Consider the following 18444-nt stretch of genomic DNA (forward strand, 5'->3'; position numbering starts at 1 on the left):
ATGGTCGTTACTGCCCGTTACCCACTGTCACTTTTGCATTCCACCAGTCTTCGCTGGCGGCTTTGGTCATTCTGATGGTCGGACGCTGGCCCAGACGCATGTCCACCACCGCCACGTCGCGCTCCAACAAATCCTGCACCTCGTTCACCGCCAGCACGCGTTCAAGCGCCCGTACGGGGCGTTCGGTCGGCAGCATGATGCGCTGACCGCGATCCAGAACCAGGTCCCAGCGGCGCTCACCGATCCGCACCAGGCCACGCACCCGGGTGCCCAGACTGCGCGCGGTTGTCACCAGTTGCAGCGCTTCGCCCACATGCGCATCGGCCCCCTTGCCCGCGATCAGCGGCAGGTGAGAGTGATCCTTGCGCGACGCGATCCGCTCAACATGCGCGCCGGTTTCATCCAGCAATTCGATCCCGCTGCGTGTGCGCCAGACGATGACCGGTTTCCGTTCCACCACATCGACCTGCAGGATGCCGCCGGGGCGAACACGGACCGAGGCGGACTTGACCGGATCCAATCCGGTGATCGTGTCCCGGATTTGCTCGACATCCAGATCCCAGGAACTCATCGGGAAATCCAGCGGCACAACCTCGCGGATATCTTCAGACAGGTTGGTTCCTGCGCCATCAATGGCCATCAGGTTGACCATGAATTCAGGGCGCTGCTGGATCGAGGTCTTGATGTCGTTGACATAGGCCACCACGGCCTCGCGCCGGTCTTCGGCGCTGAAGTACAGCCCGACGGCAGCGCAGACCGCCGCAATCGGCAGCCCGACCTTCAGCCCGCGCCGAACGCCCGGCGTCAGCATCCAGCGCTGCAGGCGATAGCTCATCCGCGACGGGGCCGGATCGAACCGCTGTGATTTGCGCCCGAACAGCTTTGCACCGCGCAAGCGCAGTTTCGGCTCTGCCTCGTGGCGGTCACCCGACGCGAAATCGGCATCCGGCCCGGCCAGAGGTTTCGAGCGGTGGATCACCGGCGCGCGGGTGGCTCTCAGCGGTTGCATGAGGCGTCCTCCACCATCCACGCGCAGAGCTGGCCAAACGTCATACCGCGATGCTCGGCCTGTTCCGGCACCAGCGAGGTCGGCGTCATGCCGGGCTGCGTATTGGTTTCCAGCAGGAACAGCCCTTCGGCGCCCATGCTGTCATCCCAGCGGAAATCTGTGCGGGAAACGCCCTTGCACCCCAGCGCATCATGGGCGCGCAGCGCATAGTCCATACACAGATCAAAGATGTCCTGCGGGATATCAGCAGGCAGAACATGCCACGAGCCGCCGGGCTTGTACTTGGCGTCGTAATCGTACCATCCGCCATCGGTCATGATCTCGGTCACGGTCAGGGCGCGGTCGGCCATCACGGTCACGGTCAGTTCGCGGCCTGCGACATATTTCTCGACCATGATTTGGTCGGGCATGTCCTCGGACAGTTTCGGCGGGCCGTTGGCGCCCTCATGCACGATATAGATGCCGACACTGGAGCCTTCGTTGTTCGGCTTGGCCACATAGGGCGGCTCCATCACGTGAACCTCGACCACCTCGACCTTGGGCACGATCACGCTGGGCACGATGGGCAGACCCTCGGTCTGGTAAATCTCTTTGCTGCGCTGCTTGTCCATCGCCAAAGCCGAGGCCAGCACGCCGGAATGCGTGTACGGAATGCGCATCCATTCCAGCAGGCCCTGCACGCAGCCGTCTTCGCCCCAGCGGCCATGCAGGGCGTTGAAAACCACATCCGGTTTGATGTCCAAAAGGCGCGCATAGAGGTCGGGACCTGCGTCCAGCTCGACCACTTCAAAGCCTTCTCCCCGTAGGGCGGCTGCGCATTCGCGCCCGCTGCTGAGAGACACCTCGCGCTCCGCCGAGGGGCCGCCCATCAATACCGCCACTTTGGGGTTTGTCCTGCTCGACATACCCAATGTGCGCCTCAATGTCCCCGGACCTTATGTAGTGGTCCGTACTGCGTTTATGCCTTTGATCCGTCGCCTGAAATTGCCTGTTATGGTCTGACGGATGTGGCTTTATTCTTTCAGCGGATCACCGACCCGCATGATTTCCCACTCTAACGTTATGCCGCTTGTTTCGTAAACCTTTTTTCGCACCTCTTCACCCAGACCCTCGAGGTCGGCGGCCGTGGCGGTGCCGGTATTGATCAGGAAATTCGAGTGCTTGGGGCTCATCTGCGCGCCACCGCGCGTGGCACCGCGCATCCCGGCGTCGTCGATCACCTTCCACGCCTTGAGGTCATGCACATCGTCCGCCCTGCCGGTCGACGAAAACCCGGCGGGGTTGCGAAAGGTCGACCCGGCGCTGCGGTCCTTGGTGGGCTGGGTTTCGTCACGCTTCTGCAATTGCGCCGCCATGCGGTCGTGCAGGTCCTGCGGATCACCCGAGCGGCCTTCGAACGTGGCCGAAACCAGCACAGCGCCTTCGGGCAGATCGGATTGACGGTAGTGAAAATTCAGGTCCTCGGGCGTCAGGTCCACGACCTCTCCCTGCCGGGTGACAATGGTGGCCTTGCGCAGCACGTCTGCGGTGTAGCTGCCGTAACAGCCTGCGTTCATCCGCACCGCGCCACCGACCGAGCCGGGAATGGTGCGCAGAAAAGTCAGGTCCACACCTGCATCCGCCGCCTTGCGCGCCACATGCGCGTCCAGCGCGGCGGCACCAGCGGTGACGGTGTTGCCCTCGACCGAGATTCCGTTGAACCCGCGCCCCAGCCGGATCACCACAGCGCGCAGACCGCCATCGCGTACGATCAGGTTCGATCCAACGCCCATGGGGAAGACCGGAACCTCTGCAGGCAGGTCGCGTAGAAAACCTTGCAGGTCTTCAATATCGGCTGGCTGAAACAGGTAATCCGCCGGACCGCCGACACGCAGCCAGGTCAGGTCGTTCAACGGTCGGGCCTGCGTCAGACGCCCCCGGACGTCAGTCAGATTGATCATGTGTTTGCCCGTGCCGCCAGGCTGCGCCCTCCGACGCCGCCCATTATGACCGCCAAAAGGAACGGCAGGACCGCTCCGGTCAACCAGATGAAGGGGCCAAAGGCCCGTTCCTCTTCGCCGGTGTTGACGCCTGCCAGCATCACGATCAGACCCAGCGAGACAGCAGCGGTCAGCCCGATCAGCCACAGTAGCCCCTTGAGGCCAATCCAGCGCCCGGCAACAAAGCCCGCCGCGGCCCCGAGGACCAGCGCGATCAGCGGCAAATAAGCGAATGTGGCGACGTCGACCATGGCGAAGACTCCTGAATGCGGTCGTTACTTGTTGGCCGCCTTCATGCCCTGCATTTTCGCCTTTGTCCAACGGGTCAGGTAAATTATCGGCCAGCGCAGCACCGACATGCCCATTGCCAGAACCAGCAACCCGATCCACGGGCCATTCTGCAAGGTGACATAGCCCAATATCGGGATACCGACCGCAATCAGGATATAGGCGCGCGTCCAGTGATTGTCTTTGCTGGGCAGCATCGCCAGCACATTCGCGGCAATCCCCCACAGCGCGGCAAGAGCAATGGACCAGTTCATTCCTGCGCCTCCCTACCCGTCCAGCGACGCCAGTAGTATTGGATCGGTTTGCGGAACATAGACGCAAAACCGGCGAACGCCAGTACCGAGAGGTGCCAGCCGTAATCATGGCCCAACCAGACAATCAGCACGGGCGCAGAGATCAGAAGCACGATGCCCGGAGGAAATTGCAATCGCATCGGCAGCATGGCCACGGCTGTCGCAGCCACGACCCATAGGGATGCGAACACAACTGAATACACCTGTTGGCCCTCCGAGGACGTTGCGACGCTACACTTTAAAGTTGCGCCGCCCGAAAGTCCATTACGTCACACGGCCTGTTTTTGCTGCAACCGCGCCGGCAAACCATTGGCCCAGGTGCTGATCGTGCCAGCGCCTAGGCACACGACCATGTCGCCGGGGCGGGCCTGTTCGCGCACCAGGCGCTCAAGATCGTTCTCGTCCAACAGCGCGCGGGCGTGGCGGTGGCCGTGGCGGATCAGGCCCTGCACCAGATCATCGCGGGATGCGCCCTCGATCGGGTCTTCCCCGGCGGCGAAGATGTCGGCGATGGCCACAACATCTGCATCGTTAAAACAGGTGCAGAAGTCGTCAAACAAATTGGACAGGCGAGAGTAACGGTGCGGCTGGTGCACCGCGATGACGCGACCCTCGGTCGCCTGACGCGCGGCTTTTAGCACAGCGTTGATTTCAACCGGGTGGTGGCCGTAATCGTCGATGATGGTGACACCATCGACTTCGCCCACCTTGGTAAACCGGCGATTGACGCCGCCGAAATTGGCCAGCGCATCGCGAATTTCCGAGGCTTTCATGCCCAGATGACGGGCCACGGCTGCGGCCGACAGCGCGTTCGAGACGTTGTGATCCCCTGGCATCGGCAGGGTACAGCCCTCGATCACCGTGTCTTCGTATTGCAGGTGAATGTCGAAATGCGCAACGCCGCCCTTGTAGGTCAGGTTCACCGCCCGCACATCGGCCTGTGCGTTGAAACCATAAGTGCGCACACGGCGGTCGGTGATGCGGCCCACCAGCGTCTGCACTTCGGCATGGTCGGTGCAGCACACGGCCAGACCATAAAAAGGCAGATTCGAGAGGAACTCAAAGAACCCGTCCCGCAGTTTGTCGAAATCGCCCCAATGCTCCATATGCTCGGGGTCGATGTTGGTGACGATAGCAATCGTCGCGGGCAGGCGGTTGAATGAGCCATCGGATTCGTCGGCCTCGACCACCATCCATTCGCCCTGCCCCATCCGCGCGTTCGAACCATAGGCGTGAATGATACCGCCGTTGATCACGGTCGGGTCGAAATCGCCCGCCACCATCAGCTCGGCCATCATCGTGGTGGTGGTGGTCTTACCGTGGGTTCCGGCGATGGCGATGTTGGATTTCAGGCGCATCAGTTCCGCCAGCATGTCGGCACGGCGCACCACCGGCAGGCCTTGCGCGCGGGCGCCGTCCAGTTCCGGGTTGCCTGGCTTGATCGCGGTCGACACCACAACAACGGCGGCGTTTTCCAGATTTTCGGCCCGCTGACCAACAAAAGTTTCGGCGCCCAAACCAGCCAGACGATCAGTGATCTTCGAGGCCTTCAAGTCAGACCCCTGCACCCGGTAACCCAGGTTCAAAAGCACCTCGGCAATCCCGGACATCCCGATCCCACCGATCCCGACAAAATGGATCGGCCCTACGTCTTGCGGCAGTTTGGTTGCGGGATTCATGCGGTCTCCTTCTGCGCCAGGTCTTCGACAAGGTGCACCAGACGCTCGGTCGCATCCGGCGCGCCGGTCGAGAGGGCGGCATGGGCCATCTTTTGCGCGGCTTCGGGGTTTGTCAGAACTGCGGTGATTTGCTCGGTCAGCGCGGAAACGTCAAGCAGGTTTTCCGGGATCATGATCGCCCCACCGGCCTGCACCAGCCCACGCGCGTTGGCGGTTTGGTGGTCGCCAGCAGCGGCGGCAAACGGGATCAGGATCGACGGACGCCCGATCACCGAGATATCGGCCACGCTGGACGCACCCGAACGTGAAATGACCAGCTGCGCGTCGGACATGCGCCGGGGAACGTCCTGAAAGAACGGTTTGACCTCGGCCCGGATGCCGTGATCGGCGTAAAAGGCGGTGACCCGCTCTCCGTCCTCGTCGCGGGCCTGATGGGCGACACGGATATGATCGCGCAGCGCTTCGGGCAAGGCAGCAATCGCACCCGGCACCATATCGCTGAGAATGCGCGCACCTTGCGAGCCGCCCATCACCAGGATCGACATCGGGTAGTCGCCGGGCGGGATATACCCGGCCGCCGCACGTTCCAACACTGCCGCGCGAACGGGGTTGCCGGTATGGACGCCCTTGGCCCCCTCGGGCAGGTCAGTCGGCCAGATACCGCAGGCCACCTGTGACACGCGGGTTGCGAACAGCTGGTTCACCCGACCCAGAATGCCGTTCTGCTCGTGGATCATGCGCGGGATTTTCAGCATCGTCGCCGCGCCCAGCGCCGGGATCGAGGGGTAGCCGCCAAAGCCCACCACCACATCCGGGCGGTCGCGCATCATCTGGACGGCCATGCCAGTCACACCCGCGGCAATCTTCGGCCCAACCAGAGCTTTTGCCGCCAAACCGCCGCGGGCAAAAGTGGCCGACGAGGCCTCGACAATCTCGGTCGAATGCGGAAAGCCGCTGGTATAACGCGCACCGCGCGCGTCAGTGGACAGGCGCACACGCCAACCTTTTTGCAGCATTGCCTCGGTCAGGGCTTGCGCCGGGAACATGTGGCCCCCGGTGCCGCCCGCCGCAATCAGTAGATAGGGTTTGGTCATCAACCTCGTCCGCGCAGAATATCGCCAAGCTCGCCCTGTGGGCGGGTGCGGGTAAACGCCAATAGCATCCCAACCGCAATACCGCCCGCAATCAGTGACGAGCCACCATAGCTGACGAACGGCAGCGTCATGCCCTTGGCGGGCAGCAGGCGCACGGCGACGCCCATGTTGATCATCGCCTGAACGCCGAACATACAGGCCAGACCGGTGCCCGCCAGACGGATGAACATGTCACGTTCCTTCATCAGCCGCAGCAAAGAGCGTACCACGATGATCGAATACAGCGCGATGATGATCAGCACCAGGATCAGGCCGAACTCCTCGGCCGCGACGGCGATGATGAAATCCGTATGCGCATCGGGCAGAGACCACTTGACCTGCCCTTCACCCACGCCAACGCCGAACAGGCCACCCTCGCGGATGGCGTTCGTCGCGTAACCGATCTGTGTCGTCGGATCGACCTCCTGGTTCAGGAACCCATCAATCCGGCGAGCGAAGTGTTCCGAATTGGAATAGGCAAACATACCGCCCAGCACCACCGCACCGGCCATGCCCACCAGCAGCAGCATCGGCGCGCCGGCGACGAAATACATCACGCCCCAGCCGAACAGGATCAGACAAGCCTGACCGAAATCGGGCTGCAGCACCAGCATCCCTACGATAGCCATACACAGCGCAAAGGACCACAACCGCCCCGGAGGACCATTGATCTCTTGCGACGCGGCCAGCAGCCATGCGGCCACGACCACAAAGCCGGGCTTCAGAAACTCGGACGGCTGCAGCGATGCAAAGCCCAGCGAGTACCAGCGCACCGCACCCTTGCCGAAATCGGTGCCGAAGACCGGCAGAAAGGCCAGCGCCACGAAGGCACCCAGAAAGCCCAGCACCGCCAGACGCCGCACCAGCGTCGGCGACATCATCGAGGTCAGCAGCATCGCAATCAACGCCAGCCCGCCGAACAGCGCCTGACGCTCGACATAGTGGAACGGATCGAACCCGTTGCGACCTGCCAGCGGCGGCGATGAGGCCAGCCCCAGCAACAGCCCGATGACAAACAGGATCAGCACGCAGGACATCGTCCAGCGATCAATTGTCCGCCACCACTTTGGTAGAATCGGTTCGCCGCGCTGGTCCTGGACCGCGCCATACACCATCTCAGTCATGAGATACCGCCACTCTCTGCCTCGTTAACGCCCCGTTTTCGGGGTCTGATTGAGACTCTACAGGCATTTTGGCGATTGGGCTAGCAGAATGACGGGCCGGTTGCGGAAATTAGCGCCCTGCGGGCAACGGCTTGGACTCGAGGTCCCGCTCGCGCGTTTTCAGATCGCCTAGGCAACAAGATCATAGTGTTTGATCGTTCTTGATTCGACCAATTCAGCCTCAGCTGGATCTATGTGCGGGCTTTCATAGTCATCACCAACGAAGGCCTTCAGCGCATCCAAACTGCGCCAAATCATTACAAAGCTAAACTCGCGCGGGGTGTCGGGCCGCGCGGCACCCGGCAGAACCTGAACAATGCCATCGGTGTTTTGCATCAATGGGATCGCGGTTTCGTGGAAGAACTTCGAGAATTCAGCCTCTTTGCCGGGCCGAACGGTGACTTGGAATATGCGCATGATCATCGGGGCGCCCTCCTCTGCAATGGGCATATTTCGGTTCTTTGACGATAGGAGTTTACCACATAGCTCAAACGTCCTTTGAGCAGGCTTCCACTTGCCATCCTCGCCATTTCACGCCATGCGCTGCCCATGACCTACGACACGATCATCCTTGGCGCCGGTGCGGCCGGCATGATGTGCGCCGCCCATTGCGGCGGGCGCGTTTTGGTGATCGACCACGCCAAGGCTGCGGGTGAGAAAATCCGCATCTCAGGCGGTGGGCGCTGCAATTTCACCAACATGTATGCAGGTCCGGGCAACTTCCTGTCGCAAAACCCGCATTTCTGCAAATCCGCGCTGGCACGCTACACGCAATGGGATTTCGTCGATCTGGTCGGGCGCCACGGCATCGCGTGGCATGAGAAAACGCTAGGGCAGTTGTTCTGCGATGGGTCCTCGAAACAGATCATCCAGATGCTGCTGGACGAGATGGAACGCGCCGGGTCCGAGCTGTGGGTGCGGACCGCAATTAAGGACCTGCGAAAGACCGAAGTGGGTTTCGCGCTGGACGTTGACCGCGAAGGCCAACGCTTCAGCCTGACCTGCGCCAATCTGGTTCTGGCCACGGGTGGTAAGTCGATCCCAAAGATGGGCGCAACCGGGCTGGCTTATGATATCGCAAAACAATTTGGCCTGCGAATGACCCGGACACGCGCGGCGCTGGTACCGTTCACCTTTTCAGATGGGAAGTTCAAGGACCTCTCCGGCGTCTCCCTGCCTGCGCGCCTGTCGAACGACCACACCAGCTTTGACGAGGCGCTGCTGTTCACCCATCGCGGCCTCAGCGGGCCGTCGGCGCTGCAACTCTCGTCCTACTGGCATGAGGGCGAAGCGATCCGCGTCAACCTGATCCCCGAACTGCCCCTGTTCGATCTGCTGCGCGATCAGCGGCAAAGCAGCGGTCGCAAAGCGTTGACCACCGAACTCTCTCGCCACCTGCCCGCGCGGCTGGTGGACTATCTGAGCGAACACTTCCCGATGCAGGGAAATCTGGCCGACCAGTCCGACACCGCGCTGACCGAGCTGATCTCGGCGCTGTCCAACTGGCAGCTGACGCCCTCGGGCACCGAAGGCTATCGCACCGCCGAGGTCACGCTGGGCGGGATCGACACGGATGGCCTGTCGTCAAAAACGATGGAGGCCAGGGATGTCCCCGGCCTCTATGCGATTGGTGAAGCGGTGGATGTCACCGGCTGGCTGGGCGGCTACAATTTCCAGTGGGCGTGGTCCTCGGGCCACGCCGCCGGAACGGCCATCGCGACCCGTTAGCCTACGACGTTATAGCCACGGCCGCGCATACAGTTGCGCACGATGACTTCTTTGTTCTGGTTCTTCGCATAGACATCTGCACCAGCGCCGATAAGCGCACCTGCCGCCGCCGCGCGGCCCAGATTGTCACTGCTGTCCTGAATAATCGCCGTTGTCGCAGCAGCACCCGCAGCACCAATTGCCGCATTGCCGGCAGTGGTTCCATCCACGCTGGCCTGTGACGCAGCAAGCTGCTGACATTGCTGCAGATCAAAGTTGTAGTTCGGACCGACCGGACCGTCGACAACCGGCTGATAATTGGCGCCGGTATTGGTGCAGGCACCCGCAACCAAAACAGCAGGCAGGATCAGAGAAAACTTACGAAATGGCATAGTCATGACCTCGTGTTGAATTTGCCCGGAGCCAAACGTAATTGTCATGGCGCGTCAAGCTGATAGCACCGCAGCTTGGCCCAACCGGCGGTCTATTGCAAATGACTACCCCGCGAGCCGCGTCAGAACCTCTTGCGTGAAATCGTCTCCGCGCTGTTCAAAGTTGTCGTACTGGTCGAAACTGGCCGCAGCCGGAGCCAACAATACGGTCTCACCCGGCTGTGCATCTGCCATCGCCTGCGTGACGGCCTCTGCCATTGTGGTGCAAACTTGCGCCTCGGCCTCAAGTTGCAGCGCGAAATTCGCGGCTTCGCGCCCGATCACATAGGCCTTGAGCACCTGATCCGCCGCGCCGTTCAGTGCAGCCAGACCTCCTTCTTTCTCAAGCCCTCCGCAAATCCAGCGGATCTTGTCGAACGCCGTCAGCGCCTTCAGCGCGCTATCCACGTTGGTGGCCTTGGAATCGTTCACATAGGTCACACCATCAGCTTCGGCGATGATCTGGCTGCGGTGCGGCAGTCCGGGATAACTGTGCAGCGCATCCGCTATCACCCGCGGCGCCAGACCAAGCGCACGACAGGCGGCGTAGGCCGCACAGGCGTTCTGATGGTTATGCGTGCCGGGCAGCCCCTTGATCTGGCGCAGGTCGATCGATCCGGCCTGCCGCCCCTTGCGATATTCCGATAGAAACCCCTTGCGCGCAAAGACCTGCCAACCCGGCCCGGTCAGTTTGCGCGCCACCGAGACACGGATCACCCGGTCATCCGCCGGCCCCTCGGACAGTTGCCCTGCCAGAAACGCGCCTTCGATTTCGTCTATACCGACTACCGCGCGGTCCGGACCACCCTCGGCGAACAGGCGGCGTTTAGCCGCGAAATAGCCACCCATTCCGCCATGTCGGTCCAGATGATCCGGCGACAGGTTGGTGAACACCGCCACATCGGGCGTCAGCGACCGGGCCAATTCGGTCTGATAGCTGCTCAACTCCAGCACCACGACCGAGCCATCGCCACCCGGATCGATATCCAGCACGCCACGCCCGATATTCCCCGCCAACTGCGCCTCGCGCCCGGCTTCAGTCAAGATATGGTGGATCAAGGCAGCAGTGGTCGACTTGCCGTTCGAACCGGTCACCGCGATCACGCGCGGCGGGGTGTCATAGTTGCTCCATTCCGGGCCGGCAAAGGACCGGAAGAACAGCCCGATATCATTGTCCACCGGCACCCCCGCCGCAAGCGCTGCGGCAACAACCGGGTTCGGCTCGGGATAGAGATGCGGGATTCCCGGCGAAACGATCAGCGACGCGATATCGTCAAACGCCCCGTGCCGATGCAGATCAAGGCAGGTAAACCCCTCGGCCTCGGCCGTTTCACGCGCCGCCGGGTTGTCATCCCAACAGACGGGTTCGACCTTGCCCGCCCGCAACGCACGCGCTGTGGCCAGACCCGACCGGCCAAGCCCCAGAACCGCAACCCTCTGCCCTGAAAACCCTTTGACCGGGATCATTCCGCGTACCTTCTTCTGACGTCCAATTGGCGTCACACTGCGCAGAAGAAATCACCGATGGCAAGAGCGGCAAAAGGCTCGCGCGTCAGCGCGAGCCGGGCCCAACAGGTGGCAGGTGGACCGCAGGTCCGCCGAACCTGGCGGGAGCGTTACCGGACCTTCAAAGTCGCCAAACCGATCATCGCGAGGATCAGCGAGATGATCCAGAACCGGATCACGATGGTCGGCTCGGCCCAACCCTTTTTCTCATAATGGTGATGGATCGGCGCCATCAGGAACACCCGGCGTCCGGTACGTTTGAAATAGAGCACCTGAATGATCACACTCAGCGCCTCAACCACAAACAGACCACCGACAACGGCCAGAACCAGCTCGTGCTTGGTGGCCACCGCAATCGCGCCCAGCGCACCGCCCAGGGCCAGCGATCCGGTATCGCCCATGAACACGGCGGCAGGCGGAGCATTGTACCACAGAAAGCCCAACCCGCCCCCGAACAACGCCGCAGTAAAGATCAGGATTTCTCCGGTTCCCGGCACATAGTGCACGTCCAGATACTCGGTAAAGTCGACCCGGCCAACCGCATATGCGATCACCCCAAGGGTCGAGGCCGCGATCATCGCTGGCATGATTGCCAGCCCATCCAGACCATCGGTCAGGTTCACCGCATTGGCCGCCCCAACGATTACAACAATCGCAAACGGAATGTAGAACACACCCAGATTGACCAGCGTATCCTTGAGCACCGGCACGGCCAACTGGTACTGCAGCGCCTCGGGATGGTGCAATGTCGCCCAGAGCGAGGCCAGAACCGCAATAATTACCCCCAGCGCCAGCCGCATTTTGCCGGACACCCCCTTGGTATTCTGTTTCGAGACCTTGGCGTAATCGTCCGCAAAGCCAATCGCCGCATAGGCCAGCGTCACGAACAGCACCATCCAGACATAGGGATTGTCCCACCGTGCCCAGATCAGCGTCGATGTCACCAGCGCCCCCACGATCAACAAACCGCCCATGGTCGGCGTGCCCGCTTTCGAGAAATGCCCCTCGGGACCGTCATCCCGGATCGGCTGTCCCTTACCCTGCTTGCGGCGCAGCACGTTGATCAGCGGCTTGCCGAAGATGAACCCGAAGATCAGCGCCGTCAAAAAGGCTCCGCCCGCACGGAAGGTGATATAGCGGAAGAGGTTAAAGAAATCCCCTCCATCCGACAGGGCGGTCAACCAATAGAGCATTACAATACCTTTCCTAGGCGGCAATCATGGTTCAAGCGCGCTCCCTTGCCCCATTTTCCGCAAACCGTCAACAATCTGGGCCAGAGCCATGCTGAGCGACCCCTTGGCCAGCACCGTATCCCCCGCACGGATCAAATCCGGCAGGCGTTCGGCCATCTCGGCGCTGGTTTCGAACCAGAGCCCGCGTTTTTCCTGGGGCAAGGCGTCGTGAAGTGCCCTCATCAAGGGGCCGATGCAGTGAACCTGATCCACATGCATCATCGCCGCGACATCGGCCATTCCGGCATGCATGGGAACTTCCTGCGCACCCAACTCTTTCATATCACCCAGAAACGCGATCCGGCGCACGCCGTGCGATGCCGCCAGCACATCCAGCGCGGCCTCCATCGAGGTGGGATTGGCATTGTAGCTGTCGTCCAGCAGCTCGATCTTCCCACCGCTTGCCAAAGGCAGCGTTTCCCGCACGCCCCGCCCTTTGACCGGAGACCATTGGCGCAACCCGGCTATGGCGTCGTCCAGATCGACGCCCATCTCAACACAGGCCGCCAAAGCCCCCAGCGCGTTCATGGCAAAATGCGTGCCAGCGGATTGCACGTCATAGGCGATGACCGTGTCGCCGACAGCCGCCCCGGCATGGACCGAGTCCGCACTTTGCGTCACCTCTGTCAGATTGTAGTCCGCAGCTTTGCGGCCAAAATCCACGATCCCGGCCCCATGTTCCTGCGCGGTCTGGCGCAGGATGTCGGCGTGATTAATATCGGCATTCACGATGGCCGCGCCGCCGGCCTCAAGCCCTTCGAAGATCGCGGCCTTTTCATGGGCGATGCCGGCAACCGACTCGAAAGCCTCAAGATGCACCGCCGCAACGGTCGTCACCAATGCCACATGCGGGCGAGCCTGCCGCGCCAGCGGGGCAATCTCGCCCGGATGGTTCATGCCGATCTCGATCACCGCGAATTCGGTGTCCCGCGGCATCCGCGCCAGCGTCAGGGGCACACCCCAATGATTGTTGTAGCTGGCCACGCTGGCATGGGTTTTTCCCTGCGCCTCCAGAATGCAGGCCAGCATTTCCTTGGTCGAGGTTTTGCCAACACTGCCGGTCACACCGATCACGCGCGCGTCCGTACGGGCGCGACCCGCCTGTCCAAGCGCCTCAAGCCCGGTCTGCACGTCATCGACGATCAGCAAAGGCGCGTCTTCAGATACGCCCTCAGGGATACGGGACACCAGTGCTGCGCCCGCGCCCTTTTCCAAGGCCTGCGCCACAAAGTCGTGTCCGTCCCGCGCGGCCGTGAGCGCCACGAACAGGTCTCCGGGCTGGAGGGTTCTGGTGTCGATTGACACGCCGTTCACCGCCCAATCGGTGGTAGCGTGTCCACCGGTGGCCTCGGCGGCCTCGGCCGCAGTCCAAAGCGTCATGCCACCCTCCCATCCAGCGCCGCAACGCTGATGCTGGCCTGCTCCACGTCATCGAAGGGCAGAACCTGATCACCGACAATCTGGCCGGTCTCATGCCCTTTCCCTGCGATCAACAAGGCATCGCCCGGCTGCAAAGCATCAATGCCGCGCAAGATGGCCTCGGCCCGGTCACCGACCTCGGTGGCCTCGGGCGCGCCCAGCAAAACAGCGGCGCGGATGGAGGCTGGATCTTCGCTGCGCGGGTTGTCATCTGTGACGAATACAACGTCTGCATTTTCAGCGGCGGCCTGACCCATCAACGGGCGCTTGGTTGCGTCCCGATCCCCGCCCGCACCGACGATGGCAATCAGGCGGCCCATGACATGCGGCCGCATCGCGTTGAGCGCCGTCGCCACCGCATCCGGGGTATGGGCGTAATCGACAAACACCGCCGCACCATTTTCACGCGTGGCGGCCAGTTGCATACGCCCCCGCACAGTTGTCAGATGCGGCAGAGTTTCGAACACCCGCTCGGGTTCCTCACCGGCAGCGATGACCAGACCACAGGCCAGCAGAATATTCTCGGCCTGAAACCCTCCGATCAGATTCAGACGGCTCTGGAACACCTTGCCCTGCCATGAAAAGCGCAAGTCCTGTCCGGTCGAGTCGAAACGCTGGTTCATCAGACACAAGTCAACATCACCCGATCCGACGGTCAGAACCGACTGACCGCGCGCCTCGGCGATCTTGCGGACCTCAGCGCCCTTGGGGTCGTCCATGTTGATGACCACGGTCCCGTCCTGCGGCAGAACTCGATCGAACAGCCCGGCCTTGGCGGCGAAATAGGCCTCGAAGGTTTCGTGGTAATCCAGATGATCCTGCGTGAAGTTCGAAAACCCCGCGGCGGCCAGATGCACACCATCCAAGCGGCGCTGTTCCAAACCGTGCGAGGACGCCTCCATCGCTGCATGCGTCACGCCGTTCTCAGCCGCTTCGGCCAGGCAGCGGTGTAAGGTGATCGGCTCGGGCGTGGTGTGTGCCAGCGGTGCGGTCCATGCGCCCTCAACACCTGTGGTACCGAGGTTTACCGCCGCGTGCCCAAGCTCCATCCAGATCTGGCGCACGAAGGTCGAGACCGAGGTTTTTCCGTTGGTTCCGGTTACAGCCACAATCGTCTGCGGCTGAGCGCCGAACCACAGCGCAGCGCATCCCGCCAATGCCTGACGCGGGTCTTCAACCACGATCAATGCCGCGTCCGACGCCGCCAATTCTTCGGCGGCGATCTCGGCCCCCTCGGCATCGGTCAGAATCGCCGCAGCGCCCATACGCAGGGCGAACTGGATGAACTCTGCGCCATGAACGCGGGTGCCGGGAAGGGCTGCAAAGAGGTAACCGTCCTTGACCTCACGGCTGTCGACGGCCAGCCCGGTGATCTCGGGGTTTGCACCACCCCGTGCGGTCAGGGCCAGTTGGCTGAGTGCTTTCGTCCTTGTGCCCATGACCCACCTTTTGTTGGATAGCCTAATTTGAGGTCAGGGTTATAGCAGCGCGTGCCTCAGGCTCAAGCCGGGGTCGCAGGCCCAGCAAAGGGGCAATGCGACCGATCAGTTCCGCGGCTACAGGAACCGCCGTCCACCCCGCCGTGCGGCGTTTTTCGCCGTAGGCTACGATAGAGGGTTCATCCAGCGTGACGATCAGCACATATTTGGGATCATAAGCCGGGAAGATCGTCGCAAAGGTCGCGATCACCTTGTCGTCGTAATAGCCTCCGCGCGGCTTTGGCTTATCCGCCGTGCCGGTCTTGCCAGCCACATCATAGCCCGCGACATCGCCAAAGCTGGCCGTGCCGTCCGTGACCACTTTGCGCAGCATTTTTTGCGCCTGTGTGGCTGCGCTGTCCGACAAGACGCGCGGGCCGTACTGGGGGCCATTCTTGCGCAGGATAGTCGGGCTGACATAGTGCCCGCCATTGGCAATCGCCGCATATCCAGCAGCCAGATGCATCGGGCTGGTCGACAGCCCGTGGCCATAGGAAATGGTCACTGTGCTGAGCTCACCCCATTTCTTGGGCTTGAGCGGTTCACCGCCCGCGGCTTCGACAATCTCGAACGGCGTCGGGTCGAACATGCCCAGCGATTTCAGGAAGTTCTGCTGCCGTTTCGCACCGATCTGCAGCGCCAGCCGGCCGGTGCCCCGGTTCGAGCTGTGGACGATCACGTCCGCCACGCTGATCTTGCCGTAGTTCTTGCCATTGAACTCACCAATCGGGAACCGCCCGATCCGCATCGGGCCGGAGGTGTCGATAATCGTCTCGGAATTCACCAATCCCAGCTGCACGGCCTGCGCGGCGGTGAAGATTTTGAACACCGAGCCCAGCTCGTACACACCCTGCACATAGCGGTTGAACAGCGGGCTGTCCGACGGATCAAACCCCGAAGTCGGCGGACGCGGGCGATCATTCGGATCAAAAGACGGCAGCGATGCGGCCGAGACCACCTCGCCCGTATGCGCGTTCATCAGTACCGCCGAGGCCCCCTTGGCGTTCATGATCTTCATGCCGCCATACAGAACCTGCTCGACCGCCGCCTGAACAGTCAGGTCCAGCGAAAGTTGCAGGGGCTTGTTGCCATTGGCCGGATCACGCAGATAGTCATCGAACTGTTTTTCAACACCAGCCACGCCGATCACCTCGGCGGCACTGACACCCTCACGACCGAACCCCGAGCCACCCAGAATATGCGCAGCCAGACGGCCATTCGGGTACAACCGCATCTCACGCGGGCCAAACAGAATGCCCGGATCGCCGATGTCATGCACGGCCTGCTTTTGTTCCGGCGAGATGCGTTTCTTGATCCACAGGAACTTGCGATTGCCGGTGAAGTCCTTGACCAGACGTTCTTTCTCCAGATCAGGGAAAATCGCCACCAGTTGTTCGGCAGCGGCGACCGGATCAATCATCAAAGGCGGCTGCGCGTAGACCGAATATGTGTCCAGATTGGTCGCCAGAATGCGCCCTTCCCGGTCGACAATATTGGCCCGCTGCATCGCAATCGCGGCTCCGGGCGCGCTGGCCAGCGGCTCCTGCGCCTCAGACGTGGCCAGCATGCCCATGCGGAAACCCACTACTGAGAAAGCGCAGAAGAAGAACAGCCCCAGCACCAGCAAACGCCCTTCGGCGCGGGCGCGGGCGCGGTCTTTCATGTCTTCGTGGCGTTGCCGGATATTTTCGCGCTCAATCGCCTTGGGGTTCTCGCCCCGGGCGCGGGCGTCGAGGATTCGGGCCAGAGGGCGCAGGGGCGTGCGGGTCATGGAATCTGCACCTCGCCCAGCGCCTGAATGTTGGTGATGGCCTGCAGCTCGATCGGGTCAACGATCGGCAGATCCGGGTCTTCGGCGTAAGAAATCTGATCGGCGCGGCCGAATTGCTCGGCCCGCAACGGCAACAGGCCGAGACGCTCAAAGTTCAGGTCGGCCAATTCACGCAGCCGGTCGGGGCGGTTCAGATAAGCCCATTCCGCGTTCAGCACGGCCAGCCGCACCTGCGCCATGCCAATCTGGCGCTGCAGCTTCTGCGTTTCCTTTACAACCTGCTGGGTCCGGTAGTTCTCCTGATACGCCCAAAGCGCCAGTCCAAACACGGCCAGAGCGGTCAACACATACAAAACACTCTTCATTTCGCCCTTCCCCCAAGTTGCGGCATCCCAATGGCGCGAGATTCAATTTCCCCCGCCGGAGCCTCGGTCCGTACCGCCACGCGCAGCTTGGCCGAGCGCGCGCGCGGGTTTTCCTGCAATTCCTGTTCGTCCGGACCCACGGCCTTGCGGGTCTTGAGCGTGAATTGCGGCAGTTCCTGTTCCATTTCGGGCGCGTAACGGTTGGCACGCCCAGTTTTACCCGCACGGGACTGAAAGAACCGTTTGACCATGCGGTCTTCGATGGAATGGAACGTCACAACCGCCAGCTGACCGCCTGGCTTCAGTGCCCGCTCGGCGGCCATAAGCCCCTGGAAAAGCTCTTCATATTCCGCATTCACCGCGATCCGCAGCCCCTGAAAGCTGCGCGTTGCGGGGTGCGACTGCCCCGGCTTTGGACGCGGCAGGCAGGATTCGATGATCTCGACCAGCCGCAGAGTCGTGGTGATCGGCTCTTCAGTCCGCGCCTTCACGATGGCCTTGGCGATGCGGCGGCTGGCGCGTTCCTCACCGTAATGAAACAGGATATCGGCCAACTGTGTCTCGGTCGCGGTGTTGACCAGATCGGCGGCACTTTCCCCCTCCTGGCTCATCCGCATGTCCAGCGGGCCGTCCTTCATAAAGGAAAACCCGCGTTCGGCCTGATCCAACTGCATCGACGATACACCGAGGTCCAGCACCACCCCGTCCAAGCCCTGCGCATATTCATCCATGCGCGAGAACACACCCGGCTGCATCACCAGCCGGTCACCATAGTCACCAGCCCATTCTGAAACCATCTCAAATGCCAGCGGATCACGATCCACGCCGATGACCTTGTCGGCACCGGCGTCCAACAAGCCTCGGGTGTAACCGCCCGCCCCAAACGTCCCGTCCAGCCAGACACCCGTGACCGGTGCCACGGCGGCCAGCAACGGGCGCAACAGAACAGGGATATGAGGTTTGTCGGAAGGGGTTTCAGCGCCGGCCATGC

At 62.0% G+C, this 18444-nt stretch carries 19 protein-coding genes; 1 reads left to right on the forward strand and 18 read right to left on the reverse strand.

The features are described from left to right. Positions 1-7 precede the first annotated feature (7 nt). From ACR0NT_RS03640 to ACR0NT_RS03685, 10 genes are all read right to left on the reverse strand, one after another. A complete protein-coding gene (locus tag ACR0NT_RS03640) occupies positions 8-1009 on the reverse strand; it encodes a cell division protein FtsQ/DivIB (RefSeq protein ID WP_170441204.1) in 1002 nt (333 codons plus the stop codon). Then, positions 997-1914 (reverse strand): D-alanine--D-alanine ligase, encoded by a 918-nt coding sequence (locus ACR0NT_RS03645; protein WP_480442616.1) that lies wholly within the window; start codon positions 1912-1914, stop codon positions 997-999. The genes ACR0NT_RS03640 and ACR0NT_RS03645 overlap by 13 nt, the downstream gene beginning before the upstream one ends. 108 nt (positions 1915-2022) lie before the next feature. Continuing rightward, the gene (murB, locus tag ACR0NT_RS03650) at positions 2023-2949 is read right to left on the reverse strand and encodes a UDP-N-acetylmuramate dehydrogenase (protein ID WP_170441200.1); all 927 of its coding nucleotides are present in this window, start codon (positions 2947-2949) and stop codon (positions 2023-2025) included. Beyond that, the gene (locus tag ACR0NT_RS03655) at positions 2946-3239 is read right to left on the reverse strand and encodes a hypothetical protein (protein ID WP_170441198.1); all 294 of its coding nucleotides are present in this window, start codon (positions 3237-3239) and stop codon (positions 2946-2948) included. Before ACR0NT_RS03655 ends, murB begins: the two co-directional genes overlap by 4 nt. 24 nt (positions 3240-3263) lie before the next feature. Continuing rightward, positions 3264-3530 (reverse strand): DUF2484 family protein, encoded by a 267-nt coding sequence (locus ACR0NT_RS03660; protein ID WP_170441196.1) that lies wholly within the window; start codon positions 3528-3530, stop codon positions 3264-3266. After that, entirely contained in the window at positions 3527-3760 is a 234-nt protein-coding gene (locus tag ACR0NT_RS03665) for a DUF2484 family protein (protein WP_480442618.1), read from the reverse strand. Before ACR0NT_RS03665 ends, ACR0NT_RS03660 begins: the two co-directional genes overlap by 4 nt. A gap of 78 nt (positions 3761-3838) precedes the next feature. Then, entirely contained in the window at positions 3839-5248 is a 1410-nt protein-coding gene (gene murC, locus ACR0NT_RS03670) for a UDP-N-acetylmuramate--L-alanine ligase (RefSeq protein WP_170670779.1), read from the reverse strand. Further along, the gene (locus tag ACR0NT_RS03675; RefSeq protein WP_170670777.1) at positions 5245-6342 is read right to left on the reverse strand and encodes a UDP-N-acetylglucosamine--N-acetylmuramyl-(pentapeptide) pyrophosphoryl-undecaprenol N-acetylglucosamine transferase; all 1098 of its coding nucleotides are present in this window, start codon (positions 6340-6342) and stop codon (positions 5245-5247) included. Before ACR0NT_RS03675 ends, murC begins: the two co-directional genes overlap by 4 nt. Beyond that, complete coding sequence (gene ftsW / locus ACR0NT_RS03680; RefSeq protein WP_170325742.1) at positions 6342-7505, reverse strand: putative lipid II flippase FtsW; 1164 nt, start codon at positions 7503-7505, stop codon at positions 6342-6344. Before ftsW ends, ACR0NT_RS03675 begins: the two co-directional genes overlap by 1 nt. 168 nt (positions 7506-7673) lie before the next feature. Further along, the gene (locus tag ACR0NT_RS03685) at positions 7674-7967 is read right to left on the reverse strand and encodes an antibiotic biosynthesis monooxygenase (protein ID WP_170442922.1); all 294 of its coding nucleotides are present in this window, start codon (positions 7965-7967) and stop codon (positions 7674-7676) included. Between the two features lie 126 nt (positions 7968-8093). On the opposite strand from ACR0NT_RS03685, the gene ACR0NT_RS03690 reads away from it, so the two are divergent. Next, a complete protein-coding gene (locus ACR0NT_RS03690) occupies positions 8094-9272 on the forward strand; it encodes a BaiN/RdsA family NAD(P)/FAD-dependent oxidoreductase (RefSeq protein ID WP_170441186.1) in 1179 nt (392 codons plus the stop codon). On the opposite strand, the gene ACR0NT_RS03695 is transcribed toward ACR0NT_RS03690, so the two are convergent. The 8 genes from ACR0NT_RS03695 to rsmH all read right to left on the reverse strand — a co-directional run bounded on the left by ACR0NT_RS03695 (position 9269) and on the right by rsmH (position 18442). Beyond that, the gene (locus ACR0NT_RS03695) at positions 9269-9643 is read right to left on the reverse strand and encodes a glycine zipper family protein (protein ID WP_480442620.1); all 375 of its coding nucleotides are present in this window, start codon (positions 9641-9643) and stop codon (positions 9269-9271) included. The two genes, ACR0NT_RS03690 and ACR0NT_RS03695, sit on opposite strands and share 4 nt — an antisense overlap. Positions 9644-9748: 105 nt before the next feature. Next, positions 9749-11149, reverse strand: coding sequence for a UDP-N-acetylmuramoyl-L-alanine--D-glutamate ligase (gene murD / locus ACR0NT_RS03700; protein WP_170670775.1), 1401 nt, complete (start codon positions 11147-11149; stop codon positions 9749-9751). Positions 11150-11298: 149 nt separating this feature from the next. Beyond that, entirely contained in the window at positions 11299-12381 is a 1083-nt protein-coding gene (mraY, locus tag ACR0NT_RS03705) for a phospho-N-acetylmuramoyl-pentapeptide-transferase (protein ID WP_170441181.1), read from the reverse strand. A 24-nt stretch (positions 12382-12405) separates the two neighbouring features. Beyond that, complete coding sequence (locus tag ACR0NT_RS03710) at positions 12406-13800, reverse strand: UDP-N-acetylmuramoyl-tripeptide--D-alanyl-D-alanine ligase (RefSeq protein ID WP_170441179.1); 1395 nt, start codon at positions 13798-13800, stop codon at positions 12406-12408. Then, positions 13797-15278: a UDP-N-acetylmuramoyl-L-alanyl-D-glutamate--2,6-diaminopimelate ligase gene (locus ACR0NT_RS03715; protein WP_170670773.1), complete on the reverse strand. Its 1482-nt coding sequence runs from the start codon at positions 15276-15278 to the stop codon at positions 13797-13799. The genes ACR0NT_RS03710 and ACR0NT_RS03715 overlap by 4 nt, the downstream gene beginning before the upstream one ends. A 22-nt stretch (positions 15279-15300) precedes the next feature. Further along, positions 15301-17088, reverse strand: coding sequence for a peptidoglycan D,D-transpeptidase FtsI family protein (locus tag ACR0NT_RS03720; protein WP_170441173.1), 1788 nt, complete (start codon positions 17086-17088; stop codon positions 15301-15303). After that, the gene (gene ftsL, locus ACR0NT_RS03725; RefSeq protein WP_170441172.1) at positions 17085-17453 is read right to left on the reverse strand and encodes a cell division protein FtsL; all 369 of its coding nucleotides are present in this window, start codon (positions 17451-17453) and stop codon (positions 17085-17087) included. The genes ACR0NT_RS03720 and ftsL overlap by 4 nt, the downstream gene beginning before the upstream one ends. After that, a complete protein-coding gene (rsmH, locus tag ACR0NT_RS03730; protein ID WP_170441169.1) occupies positions 17450-18442 on the reverse strand; it encodes a 16S rRNA (cytosine(1402)-N(4))-methyltransferase RsmH in 993 nt (330 codons plus the stop codon). The genes ftsL and rsmH overlap by 4 nt, the downstream gene beginning before the upstream one ends. Between the last annotated feature and the right edge of the window lie 2 nt (positions 18443-18444).

The organism is Ruegeria sp. AB10, from assembly GCF_056542745.1.